A 14,229-nucleotide genomic window follows, 5' to 3' on the forward strand; every position below is an offset into this window, starting at 1 on the left:
CCGCGACCGTCGCGGGGTAGGCGGAGTTTAGCCGTACACCTGAAGAGATGGTGATGAAACGTCAGAAAGACTCCGTCAGAAGGATGATCGCCGCCGGGACGGCCTGGCCGAGTGCACCGCGCCACAGCTTCGGTTCCGAGGTGAACAGGGTGATCCCGCCCGCGACCATGAACGCGGCGACGTAGAGCACCACCGCCCGCCCGGCCCCCGGGTGTCCGGTGTGCAGCAGGACCAGGCCGGCGACCAGGCCGAGGGCCAGGAAGAGGTTGTAGAAGCCCATGTTGACGCGCCACAGCCGGACCTCCGGGGCGTCCGCCGTGCTGCCGGTCAGCACGCGGCGCACCCGCGGGTGCCCGTACAGGAAGCTCTCCAGCGGCCAGACGATCAGGTGGATCGCCGCGGCGACCACGGCGAAGACCTGGCTCACGGCGTTCATGACGGACGGCTCCCTGCGGGCGGGGACGGCGGCGGGTGGACGACCGGTGCGGCCCAGGCGGGCGGCCCGGGCACCTGGGGCGGGTCGGGGGCGAGCGCGGGGACGACCCGGGTGGGCGGCCCGTCGGCGCGCCACGGTTCCGGCGCGGCGGCGGTGCTCGCCGCGCGCAGCTCGGCGACGAAGTCCAGGCAGTTCGGGTACCGCTCCCCGGGCGTCTTGGCCAGCGCCCGGGCGACCACCGCCCCGACGGCGGCCGGCAGGTCGGGCCGGTGGTCGCGCAGTGCGGGCGGCGGGTCGTTGAGGTGCGCCCAGAGCAGCGCGAGGTCGCTCTCCCGGCGGAACGGCGGGGCGCCCGCGAGCATCTCGAAGACCACGCAGCCGAGGCCGTACTGGTCGCAGCGCCCGTCCAGCGGCCTGCCGGAGATCTGCTCGGGCGCCGCGTAGTCGAGCGTGCCGACGATCTGGCCGACGGTGGTCAGCCCGCTGAGCGAGAGGGACTTCTTGGTCAGGCCGAAGTCCGCCAGGTACAGGTGCTCGGGGTGCTCGCTGTCCGTCCCGGCGGCGACCAGTACGTTGCCCGGTTTGACGTCCCGGTGCACCAGGCCGTGGTCGTGCGCGGCGTCCAGTGCCGAGGCGATCTGGAGGGCGAACCGGACGGCCCGCCCGACCGGGAACGGGCCGGAGCGGTTGATCAGGGCGCGCAGGTCGCCGCCCTCCACGTAGCGCATCGCGAGGTACAGGATGCCGTCCTGCTCGCCCGCCTCGAACACCGGGATGATGTGCGGGTGGTCGATCGCGGCGGCGGCCTCCGACTCGTGCATGAACCGCTGCCGGAACACCTCGTTGCGGGCCAGCTCGGGGGCGAGCAGCTTGACCGCGACGGTCCGGCCGAGCCGCAGGTCCTTGGCCCGGTAGACCACGGCCATGCCGCCGCGCCCGATCTCGTTCTCCAGCCGGTAGCCGGCGACCCGCCGCCCGACCAGCCCGGCGGGCAGACCGGTGGCGTCCCACTCGGTGGCGTCCCACTCGGTGGCGTCCCGCTCGGGGGCGTCCCGCTTGGCGGCCTCGCGTGCGGCGGACGGCCGCTCGACGCCGTCGCGCTCGGCGGAGGTCACGGCTCACCGGTCCGGGTGGGGGCGGACGGGCCCTCCGCGGACGGGCCGTGCGAGGGCGCGGGCGCGGGCGACGGCGCGGGCGAGGGGCTGGGCCGGTCGGTGGCCGCGTACGTCTGGAGCTGGAGCCCGTCGCCGTAGCACCAGCGGTCGTGCACCGGGTCGAACAGCCAGACCGCCTCGCCGTCCACCACCAGGCCGATCCGCAGGCCCCGGGTGCGCTCCCGGAAGGCCCCCAGGTCGAGGGCGCCGCCGGCGAGGTCCTCCAGCAGGGCGCGGTAGCGGTCGAGTGCGCCCCCGGCCTCGGCGAGCGCCGGCCGCGGGTCGGCGGTCCGCGCGGGCGGGCCGCCGGCGGCGGGCGGTGGCTGCGGCAGCGCGACCAGCAGGCGGCCGTCCACCCAGGCGGTCCAGCCGTTGGAGCAGAGGATCCGCGCCCAGTCGCCCCGGCGGTCGAGCAGCTGCAGCGGCAGCAGCGCGTCGAGCCGGGCGTCGGGCCGGGCCGGGTCGGGTGCCGCCCAGGAGGCCATCCCGTCCGGCGGGGCGACGTGGGTGGGGCGGAACGCGAACTCGTCCATGCGGCGGTCGCCCTTCCGCTAGCGCCGCATGATGCTCGGCTCGTGCCGCCGCAGCAGGGCCAGCACCACCAGGCCGTACAGCAGCGAGAGCGCGGGCAGCAGCGCGATGCCCACCAGCCAGCCGGAGCGCTGGTGCCGGAACATCGGGTCGGCGGTGATCGCGTTCGGGAAGATGCCGTGCAGCTCGACGGTGCGCGCCATCGCCGACAGGCCCCAGCGGGACGGGACCAGCCAGGCGAACTGCTCCAGCCCCGGGACGCCGTGCAGCTTGAGCATCAGGCCGCTGAAGACGATCTGCACCACCGAGAGGAGCACCAGCAGCGGCATGGTGGCCTCCTCCTTGCCCACCAGCGCCGAGACCACCAGGCCGAGCATCATCGCCGAGAAGGCGAGCAGCGCGACCGCGAGGATCAGTTCGGGCAGCTGCGGCATCACCACCCCGGTCGGCACCGCGAAGGAGAGGTCCACCCCGGCCAGGCCGACCACGGTCAGCACCGCGGCCTGGGCCACCGTGACCGTGCCGAGCACCACCACCTTGGAGACCAGGTAGGCCGATCTGGACAGCCCGACCACCCGCTCCCGCCGGTAGATCGCGCGCTCCTTGACCAGCTCGCGCACCGAGTTGGCGGCGCCGGTGAGCAGACCGCCGATGCAGAGCGTGAGCAGGCAGTTGACGGCGTTGTCGGGGGAGAGCCGGGAGCCGGCCATCGCCCGGCGCATCAGGCCGATCACGAAGGGCAGCACCACCATGATGGTGAGGAAGAGCCGGTCGGCGGCCAGCACCGCGGTGTACCGGCGTACCAGGGTGCCCAGTTGGGAGAACCAGCCCTGCGGCTTGTCCCAGTCGATCACGGGAGCGGCGGGAGCGGCGGGAAGGGCGGGCGTGGCCGACGCGGCGGGCTCGTGCGGGGTCGGGTGCGGATGGGGGCGCGGACGGGACGACGGCGTCGGCCCGCCCTCGGCCGCCACGTAGCGCGCGTACTGCGGGGAGCCGCGGAACCGCTGCTGCCAGCTGTCGTGGTCCTCGTCCTCGAAGGCCTCGAAGGCCTCCGGCCACTCCTCGTAGCCGAAGAAGCCCAGCGCCTCGCCGGGCGGCCCGTAGTACGCCGTCCGCCCGCCCGGGGCCAGCACCAGCAGCCGGTCGCAGACGCTCAGGCTCAGCACGCTGTGCGTCACCACGACCACCGTCCGGCCGTCGTCGGCGAGCCCGCGCAGCATCCGCATCACCGAGCGCTCCATGCCCGGGTCCAGCCCGGAGGTCGGCTCGTCGAGGAAGAGCAGGGACGGCTTGGTGAGCAGCTCCAGCGCGACGCTGACCCGTTTGCGCTGGCCGCCGGAGAGGCTGGCGATCACCTGGTCGGCGCGGCCGTCCAGGCCCAGTTCGTGGATCACCTCGCGGACCCGGGCCTCCCGCTCGTGCGGGTCGGTGTCGCCGGGGAAGCGCAGCTCGGCGGCGTAGGACAGGGCGCGGTGGACGGTGAGCTGGGTGTGCAGGATGTCGTCCTGCGGCACCAGGCCGATCCGGCGGCGCAGCTCGGCGTAGTCGCGGTAGAGGTCGCGCCCGTCGTACAGCACCGTGCCCTGGTCGGCGGGGCGCAGCCCGGTGAGCGCGTTGAGCAGGGTGGACTTGCCCGCGCCGCTCGGCCCGGCCACCGCGAGCAGCGCCTTCTCGGCGAGCGGGAAGCCGACGTCGTCCAGCAGCACCCGGTGGTCGGGGCCGACCCGGACCACCAGGTGCCGGACGTCCAGGGAGACCTCGCCGGTGTCGGTGTACTCGACCAGCCGGCCGTCGGCCAGGCAGAGCGCGGAGTGGCCGATGCCGACGATGTCCGCCGGGCCGACCGGGGCGCGCTGGACGGGGCGGCCGTTGAGGTAGGTGCCGTTGTGGCTGTCCAGGTCGACGATCTCGTGGCCGCCGTCGGGCAGCGCGCGCAGTTCGGCGTGGTACCGGGAGACCACCAGGTTGTCCAGGACCAGGTCGTTGTCGCGCGAGCGGCCGATCCGGACGGTGCGGCCGAGCAGCCGGTGGACGGCGCTCGGACGGCGGAAGGTGCCGGAGAGGTGCGGGGCGACCAGCGACGGCCGCTTGTGCGCGGTGGGTGCCGGAAGGCCGGCGAAGGCCGCGGACGGGCCGTCGGCCGGGTCGCCGAAGCGCAGCCGGGTGCCCGGGCCGACCTCCTCGCGGCTGACCCGCCGGCCCTCGTCGTACGTGCCGTTGGTGCTGTCGACGTCCTCCAGCAGCCAGTGCCCTCCGGTGGCGCGCAGGATCGCGTGGTGCCAGGACACCCGGGGGTCGTCCAGGACGATCTCGCTGGTCGGGTCGCGGCCGAGGTGGTAGGCCCGGGTCGGGTCGATCACCCGCGACGCGGTGCCGGTGACCAGGACGAGGGGCGGCGCGGAGGGTGCGCCGGGGCGCTCTCCCATGCTGCGCATTCTATCGCCGTCGCTGTCGCCGCACCGGCCGAAGAGCCCTGCCGGAGTGCGGGATTGGACTGGACCACTGCCTCCGCGCGCCACTATCGTTCGGCGTGCCCGCGGATCGCGCGCCGCCGGAACGCGCCCGCGCGTCACCGGGAGTCGTCGAGTGCTTCGGAACGGAACCCATGAGCATCTGGCCGCAGTTGCGAAGATCCCGGACCGTCCGGGCCGGGCACGCCACCGGCCGGGTGCTGCGCTGCGGGCTGATGGACACCATGCTCGCCGACCTCGCCGTCTCGGTCGTGCTCTGCTTCGAGTACCCGCTGGACGACGACCGGCTCGCCGCCGGCCTGGCCCGGGCGCTGGAGCGGGTGCCGGTCTTCGCCGGAAGGCTGCGCACCGTCGAGGGCGTCCTGGAGGCGGTCTGCGACGACACCGGTGTGCCGTTCGAGGTCTACACCGTCGAGGGCACGCTCGCCGAGGCGATGGGCCGGGCGACGGCGGCCGGCGCCGAACTGGTCGCCCCGCTGGACGCCCCCGCCGCCCGCGACGGCGGCGTCCCGCTGCTCACCGTGCGCCTCACCCGCACGGCCGACGGCGGTACGGTGCTCGGCTGCTCCTGGCACCATGCGATCGGCGACCTGCACAGCTTCATGCTGCTGCTGCGGACCTGGTCCGCGGCGGTCGAGGGCGAACCGCTGCCGAAGGCCGAACTCGTCGACGACCAGGACGAGTTGCTGGCCGAGGTACTCCCGGACGAGGACTGCGGCCGGCCCGGCTTCCGGCTGCCCTCGGCGGCGGAGGCGGAGCTGCTGGCCCGCGAGGTGGCGGTCGGGCCACGCGCCAATCGGATCGTCCAGATCGCCTTCACCGACGCCGAACTGGCCAGGATGCGCGAGGAGTTCGGACTGGCGGCCGGGCGCCGGCTCTCCTCCGGGGACGTGCTCTGCGCCCACCTCCTCAGCACCCTGCGGGAGTTGGACGGGGACGACGCCGAGCGGATGCTGACCGTGCCGGTCAACGCGCGCCGCTGGCTGGGCCTGTCGCCCGCGCTGCTCGGCAACCTCCTCAGCGAGGTCCATCTGCCGCACCGGCCCGAGGAAGGACCGGCGGTGCTCGCGGGCGCACTGCGCACGGCGGTCGAGGAGTTCCCGACCGCACACCTCAACCTCCGCGCCAACCTGTGGTTCCTGGCCACCCTCGGCCGCTCGCGGCTGCGCGACTGCGTGCCGCTGGGCTTCGACCCGGCGGCGCGCCGGTTCAGCTTCTCCAACTGGAGCGGCTTCGGCGCCTATGCGGTGAGCTTCCAGGGGAAGCGGCCCGTGCTGTTCAGTCCGGCGGCCAACTATCCGATTCCCTGGGTCTGTTGGACGGTCGAGGGGTTCCGGGGCGAGGGCCGGCTGGCCACCGTGGTGCTGCCGGCCCGGCTCGCCGCCCGGGTGCGCGGGGCGGAGGGCCGGGCGGCGCTGCACCGGTTCCGCAGGGCCGGGGACCGGCCGCCCGCCTCGGCCGGGGTGCTGCCCAAGGTGCTCTGAGCCGCCCCGCAGGCGCGAGTGCGAAGGCAGGCCCCGGCGGTGGAAGGGCGCCCACGGGGAGGCCGGTTCCCCGTGGGCGCCCTTCCACCGTGACGACGGACGTCCTCCGGCAGGCCTCAGAAGGACCGCTCGATCGCGGTCCACAGCTGGAGCCGGGCGCGCAGCGCGGTGCGGACCGTCTCGGCGCAGGAGTCCCACTTGTCCTGGTCGTCGCCGCACAGGTCGATCAGCATCTGCATCGCCATCGGGGTGTGCTGCTCGCCGTCGACCTCGATGTGACGCGCCAGGTAGTCCTTGAAGACGGTGAGCGCGCCCTCGGGGTCGTCGATCCGGATGACCTGGGTGAACATGTCCGGGATCAGGTCCTCCCGGCCGAAGGCGAAGGCGGCGGCCCGGCAGTGCACCGGCGCGTTCTCCACGATCGACCAGGTGGTGGAGGTGAAGTCCAGGGCGGGCTGCGGCACTCCGGCGTTCTTCAGGGCGTCCGGCACGGCGGTGCCGGAGCCCAGCAGGGCCAGGAACTCCTCGATCGGGCGCGGGTCGGCACCGGCCTGCCGCATGCCCTCGACGTACAGCTCGAAGTGGCTGGTGTAGCCCTCGCCGAGCTCGTCGCTCTCCTCGACCAGCACGATCTCGTTGATCAGCCGGCGGCTGGCGGTCGGGCCGTTCGGGACCCACGGCACGTCCACGCAGGTGAGGTCGCGCTGGAGGCTCTTGAGCAGCGACATGAAGTCCCAGACGGCGAAGACGTGGCTGCCGAGGAAGGTGCGGACCCGCTCGATGCCGGTGAGCGAGCGGTACACCGAGTGCTCGACCACCTCGCGGCGCAGCGGGTCGATGGCCTGCTGGAGGCTGGTCAGGCCGGGGTGCGAGCGGTCCCAGTGGTAGCGGTTCGTGGACAACGGGGCTCCTTGGTCGGGCTGTTGGGCGATCGAAGTGTTCGGGGTGCGGTCGGTCAGCGGTGCTTCAGCACGAGGTCCAGCGCGTGCCGCAGCTGCTCGCGGCCGGGCTGGACGGCGCGGTCGAGGGCGGGGGCGAAGGGCAGCACGGCGCCGTCCGGGCGGGTGATCCGTCGGGGCGGGGCGACCAGGCGCATCTCCTCGGCGGCGGTGGCCAGCACCTCGGCGCCGAAGCCGCAGCTGCGGTTGGAGTCGTCCAGGACGACCAGGCGGCCGGTGCGCTCCAGCGAGTCGGCGAGCGCCTGCCAGTCGAAGGGGTACACCGTGCGCGGGTCGAGGACCTCCACCGAGACCTCCGGCGCCAGTTCCTCGGCCACCGCGAGGGCGTCGTGCACCAGGTGCCCGAGGGCGACCACGGTGACGTCGCAGCCCGGCCGGTGGATCCGGGCCCGGCCGAGCGGGACGGGGACGAGGTCCCAGCTGACGGTCTCGCGCACCGGCATCGCGGCGGCGGGCGCGAACACCACGACCGGGTCCGGGTCGCGGATCGCCGAGCGCAGCAGCCCGTAGGCGTCGGTCGGGGTGGCGGGCACCACGGTCTTCACCCCGGCGTGCGCGAACAGGCTGTACGGGTGGTCGGAGTGCTGCCCGGCCCAGCCGTCCCGGGAGCCCGAGCCGGGCACCAGGCAGGTCAGCGGGACGGTGGCCTGGCCGCCGGTCATCAGCGAGAACTTGTGGGCCTGGTTGACGAGTTGCTCGAAGACCAGGAACAGCAGCGACGGGATCTGGAACTCCAGCACCGGGCGCCGGCCGGCCAGCGCGGCGCCGACGGCCATCGAGGTGAAGGCCTGCTCGGACAGCGGGGTGTCGACGATCCGGCCCGGCCCGAAGCGGTCCAGCAGGCCGAGGGTCGGCCCGGCCAGACCGGCGCCGATGTCCTCGCCGAAGACGCAGACCGCCGGATCGGCGGCGAGTTCGTCGGCCAGAGCCCGGTTGAGCGCCTTGGTGTACGAGAGCCTGGTCACGGCGTCGCCCCCGCCCGGGGCCGCAGCCCGTCGGCGTACAGGTGGTCCAGTGCGCCCGCCGGGTCCGGGTGCTCCGAGGCGAGCGCGAACTCCTCGGCGGCGGCGAGCTGTTCGGCCACCGAGCGGTCCAGCTCGGCGACCGTCGCCGGGTCGAGCAGGGCGGCGGCCCGGGGGAGCGGGTCGCGCTCGCGCCAGGCGTCGACCTCCTCGGGGGAGCGGTAGCGCAGCTTCATCCGGCGCTCCATGGTGTGGTGGCCCTCGTAGCGGTAGGTGCGGCAGGCCAGGAAGCCCGGGCCGCGGCCGCGGCGGGCCCGCTCGACGGCGCGCAGCGCGGCGGTGCGGACGGCCTCGGTGTCCATGCCGTCCACCTCCTCGGCGGGGATGCCGAAGGCGGCGGCCCGGCCGGTGGCGCTGCCCGCGACGGCGGTGGCGGCGGGCAGGGTGGTGGCGTAGCCGTTGTCCTCGCAGACGAACAGCACCGGCAGGCGCCACATCGCGGCGAGGTTGAGCGACTCCAGCAGGACGCCCTGGTTGAGCGCGCCGTCGCCGAAGAAGGCCACCGCGACCGGGGTCCGGCCGGCCTCCGGGCCGTCGGTCCCCGGGCCTTCGGTTCCCGGCCCTTCGGCGGTCGTCCGTCCGGGGTTGACAGCCGCCCAGGCCGCGCCGACCGCGATCGGGGCACCGGCGCCGACCATGCCGTTGGCGCCGAGGATGCCCAGCGAGAAGTCGGCGGCGTGCATGGAGCCGCCCCGGCCGCCGTTCGATCCGCCGACCCGCCCCAGGAGCTCGGCGAGCAGCCGGTGCGGCGCGGTGCCCCGGGCGAGCACGTGGCCGTGGCCGCGGTGGGTGCTGGCAAGCCGGTCGCCCGGGCCGAGCGCCGAGCAGACGCCGACCGCGACGGCCTCCTGCCCGATGTACGGGTGGATGCCGCCGGGGATCGCGCCGGACTTCACCAGGCCGAGCGCCAGCTCCTCGAAGCCGCGGATCAGTCGCAGCATCCGGTAGCGCTCGGCGGGGGTGTCCAGCGGAGCGGGGCTGTCGGGCAGTACGGCGCCCTCGCCGGCCGGGTGCGCGGGCGCGGTCACGGCTGTCCCCGCCAGACCGTCGGGCAGAACCGCGGGTCGGCGTAGTCCGGCCGGCCGTCGTCCGTACGGCCCACCAGTACGTCGTGGTTGTACACCACCGGCTCGCCGTCCGGCCGGTCGTGCCGGCGGTACTCGTTGGCGCCGTCCTGGAGGTGCAGCGAGACCGCCCGGCGCGGGAAGGAGGCGAGGTTGGGGCCGCTGCCGTGGTAGGTGCGGCAGTGGTGGAAGGACAGGTGGCCGCGCGGGATCAGCATCGGGACCTTGCGCACCCGCTGCCCGTTGTGGGCGGCGTTGGCGGCCAGGATGGACTCCAGCTCGGAGCCGTCGCGGTCGGCGAAGTGCCGGGTGGAGTCCTCGCCGGAGGGCAGCTCCTGCCAGCGGTGGCTGCCGTCGACCATGGTGATGGTGCCGTTCTCCTCGCGGCAGTCGTGGAACGGGATGAAGGCGGTGAGCATCTCCTCGGAGCTGCAGGTCTGCCAGTAGTGCTTGTCGAAGTGCCACGGCACCCGGTTGCTGGGCTCCTCGGGCACCGGGGGCTTGTAGATGAGCGTCGACTGGAAGACCCGGATCTCCTCGGTGCCGGCGAGCAGCGCGGCCACCGCGCCGACCAGCGGCTTGCGCAGGATCGCGCCGATCGCGTCGCTCTCGTAGTGCACGTAGTCGTTGTGCCGCTGGACCGGCCCGTCCTCGGGCCGCCAGGAGGCCAACCGGGGCGGCCGGACGGGCAGTTCGCGGTCCCGGTGGCCGGCGTAGTACGCCTCGGTGGCGGCCTGGAGGGTGTCCAGCTCCTCGTCGCTGAAGAGCCTGCGGGAGAGGTACCAGCCGTGCTCGCGGTAGTGCGCCACCTCGTCGGGGGTGGGCAGCAGGGCGCGCTCGGCCTCGGTGAGTCGGAACCCGGGGGCGGCGGCCGTCGGCCGGGCCTGCTTCGGCTGTGCGGGGGCGGGCCGGTCCTCGGCGGCGGGGCCGTGCCGTTCGACGGCCTCGTAGAGGGCCTTGATGTTCGCGGTGCCGAAGGTGCCCGCTCCCTGCCGTTCGATCAGTTCGAGGAAATAGGTGCGCCGGGGGTGGGTCGAGCGGGCGAAGATCTGGAACAGCTGGCCGCCGTGGTCCTGGTCGACCAGGACGTGCAGGTCGCGCAGGGTCGCCACCGGGATGGCCGTCTCGCCGAAGCGGTCGGCCAGGGCGTCGAAGTAGGCGTCCGGCGTGGTCAGGAACTCCACGCCGCGCTCCCGGGCGGTCCGGACGGCGCCGGCGATGTCGCGGGTGCTGAAGGCGAGGTGCTGGACGCCGGCCCCGCCGTGGGCGGCGAGGAACTCGTCGATCTGGCCGGGGCGGCGGGTGGTGTCGGGCTCGATCAGGGTGAAGGTGACGCCGCCGGAGGCGCTCTGCACCACCTTGGAGTCCATCGCCTGCTCGCCGACCTCGATGTACTCCTCGAAGATCGTGCGGAAGTCCAGCGCGTCCTCGCAGAACCGTACGGCCTCCGCGAGCGTGCCGGCCGGCAGGCAGATCGCGACGTGGTCGAGGCCGTCCAGCAGGCGGGGCTCCGGGGTGGCCTCGGCGTCCGGCAGCGGGACCAGGCGCAGCGCGGTGTCGCCGAAGCCCTCGATCAGGGCGCCGGCCCGGTCGAGCACCCGGGCGCCGTGCCGCTCGGCCCGCTCCAGTGCGGCCGCCGGGTCGGCGCAGCCGAGGGCGAGGACGGCGACGCCGTCCCCGTGCCGGGTGACGTACTCGGCCACCGGGTGCTCCGGGTCGGCGGCGGAGGTCAGCCGCAGCCGGATGGTGCCCTGGCACAGCCCGATGGTGCGGGAGCCGTCCGGGGCGGTGGCCGGGGCGTCGGCGGTGAAGCCGAGGTCGGCGCTGAGTCCGGCCGCGGTCTTGTCGGCGTCCGCGCAGTGGAACTCGACGTGGGTGATGGTCTGGATGGACAACGGGATCTCCCCCCGGGAGGGATGGTGGATCGATGATCGGGGCGCGCCGGCGCCGCGCGGCGGTGCGCGGCGGGCGACCGCGGTCGGGCGGCGGCAGTCGGACGGCGGCTGTCGGCGGTACCGCTAGCGGGCGGTCCGGGTGGAGGCCGGGCCGAGGATCAGGCTGAGGTTGTGGCCGCCGAAGGCGAAGGCGTTGCTCAGCGCGGCGCGCACCGGGACGGTCCGGGCGGCGCCCCGGACGTGGTCCAGGTCGCAGGCCGGGTCGGGGTCGGTCAGGTTGAGGGTGGGCGGCAGCGTCCCCCGGGCCACCGCCAGGGCGGTCACCGCCGCCTCCAACGCGCCCGCGGCGCCCAGCAGATGGCCGGTGGCGCCCTTGGTGGAGCTGACCGCGGGCGGCTCGGCGCCGAAGACGGCGCGCAGCGCGGCGGTCTCGGCCACGTCGCCGAGTTTGGTGCCGGTGCCGTGGGCGTTCACGTAGTCGATGTCACCCGGGGCCAGGCCCGCGTTGGCGAGCGCGGCGCGCATCGCGTCGGCGGCGCCGGTGCCGTCCGGGCGGGGCATGGTCGGGTGGTGGGCGTCGGTGGAGGCGCCCCAGCCGAGGACGTCCGCGTAGCCGGCGGCGCCGCGCGCCTCGGCGTGCTCGGCCCGCTCCAGGACCAGGACGGCGCTGCCCTCGCCGAGCACGAAGCCGTTGCGGCGGGCGTCGAAGGGCCGGCTGGCCTGCTCGGGGTCGTCCCAACCCTGCGCCAGAGCGCGGGCGTTGGTGAAGGCGGCGGCGATGGTCGGGTGCAGCGAGGACTCGGTGCCGCCGCACACCACCACGTCGGCGTCCCCGGCCCGGATCAGCCGCAGCCCCTCGGCGATCGCCTGGGCGCCGGCCGCGCAGGCCGTCACCACGGCGGAGCTGTAGCCCCGGATGCCGTGCTTGATGGCGATCCGGGCGGCGGCCATGTTGGAGAGCATGCCGGGCAGCAGGTACGGGCTGACGCCGGGGCGGCCGCGCTCCAGCCGGCGGTGCGACTGCTGCTCGAAGGTCTCCAGTCCGCCGCCGCCGGTGGCCAGCACCACGGCGGTGCGGTGCGGGTCGGCGTCCCGGCCGACGGCCAGTCCGGCGTCGGCGAGCGCGTCGTCGGCGGCGGCCAGGGCGAGCAGCACGAAGCGGTCCACGCAGCGGGTCTCGGTCGGCGGCAGCACCTCCCGGCCGTCCACGGCGGGGGCGAGCCCGGCGGCGGGCAGCCAGCCGTGTGCGGCGTGGCCCTCGGGGACGGCGCGCAGGCCGGAGCGGCCGGCGGTGAGCGCCTCGAACACCTCGGCGGGCTTGCGGCCGAGCGGGGAGACCAGGCCGATGCCGGTGACGACGGCGCCGGGGCGCGGGGTCGTGCGCCCGCCCCGCTCGCCTGCTCGCACACTCCGCTCGCTCATGCGCCCACCGCCGCGAGGTGGGTTTCCCGCAGCAGGACCTTGCGGACCTTGCCGGTCGGGCCGAGCGGGATGTCGTCGGGGGAGACCACCAGCACCTTGCGGACGGTCGCGGCGGCGGCCTCGTCCAGGGCGGCGACGACCGCCCCGGTGCGGTCCGCGGCCGGGTCGGCGTCCGCGGCGAGGAGCAGCAGCACGTCGGTGACGACGCGCTCGCCGTCCCGGACCGCGACCACCGTGCAGTCCAGCACGTCCGGGCAGGCGGCCAGCACCCGCTCCTCCGACATCGCGGTGAACAGCCGCCTGCCGTCGCCGAGTTCGACCGAGTCGACGGCCCGGTCCAGGTGGTAGTAGTAGCCCTCCTCGTCCCGGTACATCAGGTCCCCGGTGAGGAAGCGGCCGCGCAGCCGGGTGCGGAAGGTGGTGGCCGAGTCGTTCCAGTAGCCGAGCGCCAGGGTCGGTGAGGCGGTGGCGAGTTCACCGACCTCGCCGGGCCCGAGCGGCTCGCCGTCCGGGCCGACCACCTCGCAGTCGACGAAGGCGTGCGGGCGGCCGACGCAGCGGCCGTAGCGCTCGGTGCCGGGGCCGTGGGTGATGAAGAAGTGCGAGTGCCCCATCTCGGTGGAGCCGAGGCCGTCCACGAACAGCGAGCCGGGCAGCCGGGTGCGGCCGGCCCGGGTGACGGTCTCCCGGCTGCCGGTGGCGATCAGGCGGCGGATGTGCACCTCGTGGGCGCAGTCGCCGGTGTTCCACCAGAGCGCCACGGAGGTCAGGTCGCGGGCGGCGAGGTCGTGCCGGGCGAGGTCGGCCCAGGTGGCGGCGAAGCCGATCACCCCGGTGGGCCGCCACCGCTCGACGGCCTCCAGCACGCCGTCGCCGGACTGCCGGGAGAGCACGGCGAGTTCGGTGTGCGAGCTGAGCGCGAGGTTGAGCGCGATCAGGGTGGCGGCGTGCGGGGCGGGCAGCGCGCTGAGCATCCGGTCCTGGCCCTGCGGGCGGGGCAGCCGCAGCCGGTGGCGGATCGCGGCGTACAGGCTCGCGTGGGAGTGGACGACGGCCTTGGGCATGCCGGTGGTGCCGGAGGAGTGGGTGATCGCCACCGGGTCGCCGGACCAGTGCCGGTACGGCTCCGGGGCGGCGTCCGGGTCGCCGGCGCCGAGGGTGGCGATCTCGGGCAGCAGCGGCGCGCCCGGGTCGTGGCCGGCCAGTGCGGCCAGGTGGGCGGGGTCGGCGAGGACGCCGGCCGCGCCGAGGCGGGCGATGTAGCGGGCGGCCCGTTCGCCGTCCAGGTTGGGGTTGAGCAGCGCGGGGACGGCGCCGAGCCGGGCCAGGGCGAGGAAGGCGAGCACGTGGTCGGCGGCGTCGCTCGCGTACACCACCACCGGGTCGCGCCGGGTGATGCCCAGGCCGTGCAGCGCGGCGGCGCGGGCCCGGACGGCGCGGTCCAGCTCGCGCAGGGTGAACGGCTGCCAGGCGGGGTGGTCGTCCACCGGGGTGTCGAAGCTGAGCAGCGGTACGTCCAGGTCGAGCCCGAGCGCGATCCGGGCGGTGAGGACGTTGCCGGCGCCCACGTCGGGGTCGTCCGCGAGCTGGGTGCGGAGGCTGCGGATGGTCACGGGGGTGGATCCCTCCCTCGGGGCCGGTGGACGGCCCGGGCGGCTGATCGGGTGGCAGGGTCGGTCGGCCGCGCGGGGGCGGCGGGTGCGGTCGGCTGCTCGGGCGGTGGGTGGCGTGCGGCGAGTGGCGGGCTGCGTGCGGTCGGTCGCTCGGGCGGCGGGTGCCGGGAGCGAGGCG

General features: G+C 75.1%; 11 protein-coding genes. 1 reads left to right on the top strand and 10 read right to left on the bottom strand.

Annotated features, from left to right (window positions below; translation table 11 throughout):
• Positions 1 to 61: 61 nt before the first annotated feature.
• The 4 genes from ACWDCZ_RS12165 to ACWDCZ_RS12180 form a co-directional block, all read right to left on the bottom strand.
• The gene (locus ACWDCZ_RS12165; RefSeq protein WP_449815884.1) at positions 62 to 436 is read right to left on the bottom strand and encodes a DUF1304 domain-containing protein; all 375 of its coding nucleotides are present in this window, start codon (positions 434 to 436) and stop codon (positions 62 to 64) included.
• Positions 433 to 1,431 (bottom strand): serine/threonine-protein kinase, encoded by a 999-nt coding sequence (locus ACWDCZ_RS12170; RefSeq protein ID WP_449815912.1) that lies wholly within the window; start codon positions 1,429 to 1,431, stop codon positions 433 to 435. The genes ACWDCZ_RS12165 and ACWDCZ_RS12170 overlap by 4 nt, the downstream gene beginning before the upstream one ends.
• 116 nt (positions 1,432 to 1,547) lie before the next feature.
• Positions 1,548 to 2,123: a hypothetical protein gene (locus tag ACWDCZ_RS12175; protein WP_449815885.1), complete on the bottom strand. Its 576-nt coding sequence runs from the start codon at positions 2,121 to 2,123 to the stop codon at positions 1,548 to 1,550.
• Positions 2,124 to 2,141: 18 nt separating this feature from the next.
• Entirely contained in the window at positions 2,142 to 4,547 is a 2,406-nt protein-coding gene (locus ACWDCZ_RS12180) for an FHA domain-containing protein (protein WP_449815886.1), read from the bottom strand.
• 179 nt (positions 4,548 to 4,726) lie between these two features.
• Between ACWDCZ_RS12180 and ACWDCZ_RS12185 the strand changes: the two genes are divergently transcribed.
• Positions 4,727 to 6,076 (top strand): acyltransferase, encoded by a 1,350-nt coding sequence (locus tag ACWDCZ_RS12185; protein ID WP_449815887.1) that lies wholly within the window; start codon positions 4,727 to 4,729, stop codon positions 6,074 to 6,076.
• Positions 6,077 to 6,192: 116 nt separating this feature from the next.
• Here the strand turns inward: ACWDCZ_RS12185 and ACWDCZ_RS12190 are convergent, their stop codons facing one another.
• From ACWDCZ_RS12190 to ACWDCZ_RS12215, 6 genes are all read right to left on the bottom strand, one after another.
• Positions 6,193 to 6,978: a DUF3050 domain-containing protein gene (locus tag ACWDCZ_RS12190; RefSeq protein WP_074004880.1), complete on the bottom strand. Its 786-nt coding sequence runs from the start codon at positions 6,976 to 6,978 to the stop codon at positions 6,193 to 6,195.
• 53 nt (positions 6,979 to 7,031) lie between these two features.
• Positions 7,032 to 8,000, bottom strand: a complete 969-nt coding sequence (locus tag ACWDCZ_RS12195; RefSeq protein ID WP_449815888.1) for an alpha-ketoacid dehydrogenase subunit beta — start codon at positions 7,998 to 8,000, stop codon at positions 7,032 to 7,034.
• Positions 7,997 to 9,085 (bottom strand): thiamine pyrophosphate-dependent dehydrogenase E1 component subunit alpha, encoded by a 1,089-nt coding sequence (locus ACWDCZ_RS12200; RefSeq protein ID WP_449815889.1) that lies wholly within the window; start codon positions 9,083 to 9,085, stop codon positions 7,997 to 7,999. The genes ACWDCZ_RS12195 and ACWDCZ_RS12200 overlap by 4 nt, the downstream gene beginning before the upstream one ends.
• On the bottom strand, positions 9,082 to 11,016 hold the full coding sequence (hppD, locus tag ACWDCZ_RS12205) for a 4-hydroxyphenylpyruvate dioxygenase (RefSeq protein WP_449815890.1): 1,935 nt from the start codon (positions 11,014 to 11,016) through the stop codon (positions 9,082 to 9,084). The genes ACWDCZ_RS12200 and hppD overlap by 4 nt, the downstream gene beginning before the upstream one ends.
• 123 nt (positions 11,017 to 11,139) lie before the next feature.
• Positions 11,140 to 12,438, bottom strand: coding sequence for a beta-ketoacyl-[acyl-carrier-protein] synthase family protein (locus tag ACWDCZ_RS12210; protein WP_449811580.1), 1,299 nt, complete (start codon positions 12,436 to 12,438; stop codon positions 11,140 to 11,142).
• Positions 12,435 to 14,051: a class I adenylate-forming enzyme family protein gene (locus ACWDCZ_RS12215; RefSeq protein ID WP_449815891.1), complete on the bottom strand. Its 1,617-nt coding sequence runs from the start codon at positions 14,049 to 14,051 to the stop codon at positions 12,435 to 12,437. The genes ACWDCZ_RS12210 and ACWDCZ_RS12215 overlap by 4 nt, the downstream gene beginning before the upstream one ends.
• Positions 14,052 to 14,229: the final 178 nt, after the last annotated feature.

The sequence above is a fragment of the Kitasatospora sp. NPDC001225 genome (assembly GCF_053597855.1).

Excerpts from the sequence above, each read along its gene's own strand:
- ACWDCZ_RS12175 (WP_449815885.1), bottom strand. The coding sequence starts at position 2,123 with ATGGACGAGTTCGCGTTCCGCCCCACCCACGTCGCCCCGCCGGACGGG.
- ACWDCZ_RS12185 (WP_449815887.1), top strand. The coding sequence starts at position 4,727 with ATGAGCATCTGGCCGCAGTTGCGAAGATCCCGGACCGTCCGGGCCGGG.
- ACWDCZ_RS12180 (WP_449815886.1), bottom strand. The coding sequence starts at position 4,547 with ATGGGAGAGCGCCCCGGCGCACCCTCCGCGCCGCCCCTCGTCCTGGTC.
- ACWDCZ_RS12210 (WP_449811580.1), bottom strand. The coding sequence starts at position 12,438 with ATGAGCGAGCGGAGTGTGCGAGCAGGCGAGCGGGGCGGGCGCACGACC.
- ACWDCZ_RS12165 (WP_449815884.1), bottom strand. The coding sequence starts at position 436 with ATGAACGCCGTGAGCCAGGTCTTCGCCGTGGTCGCCGCGGCGATCCAC.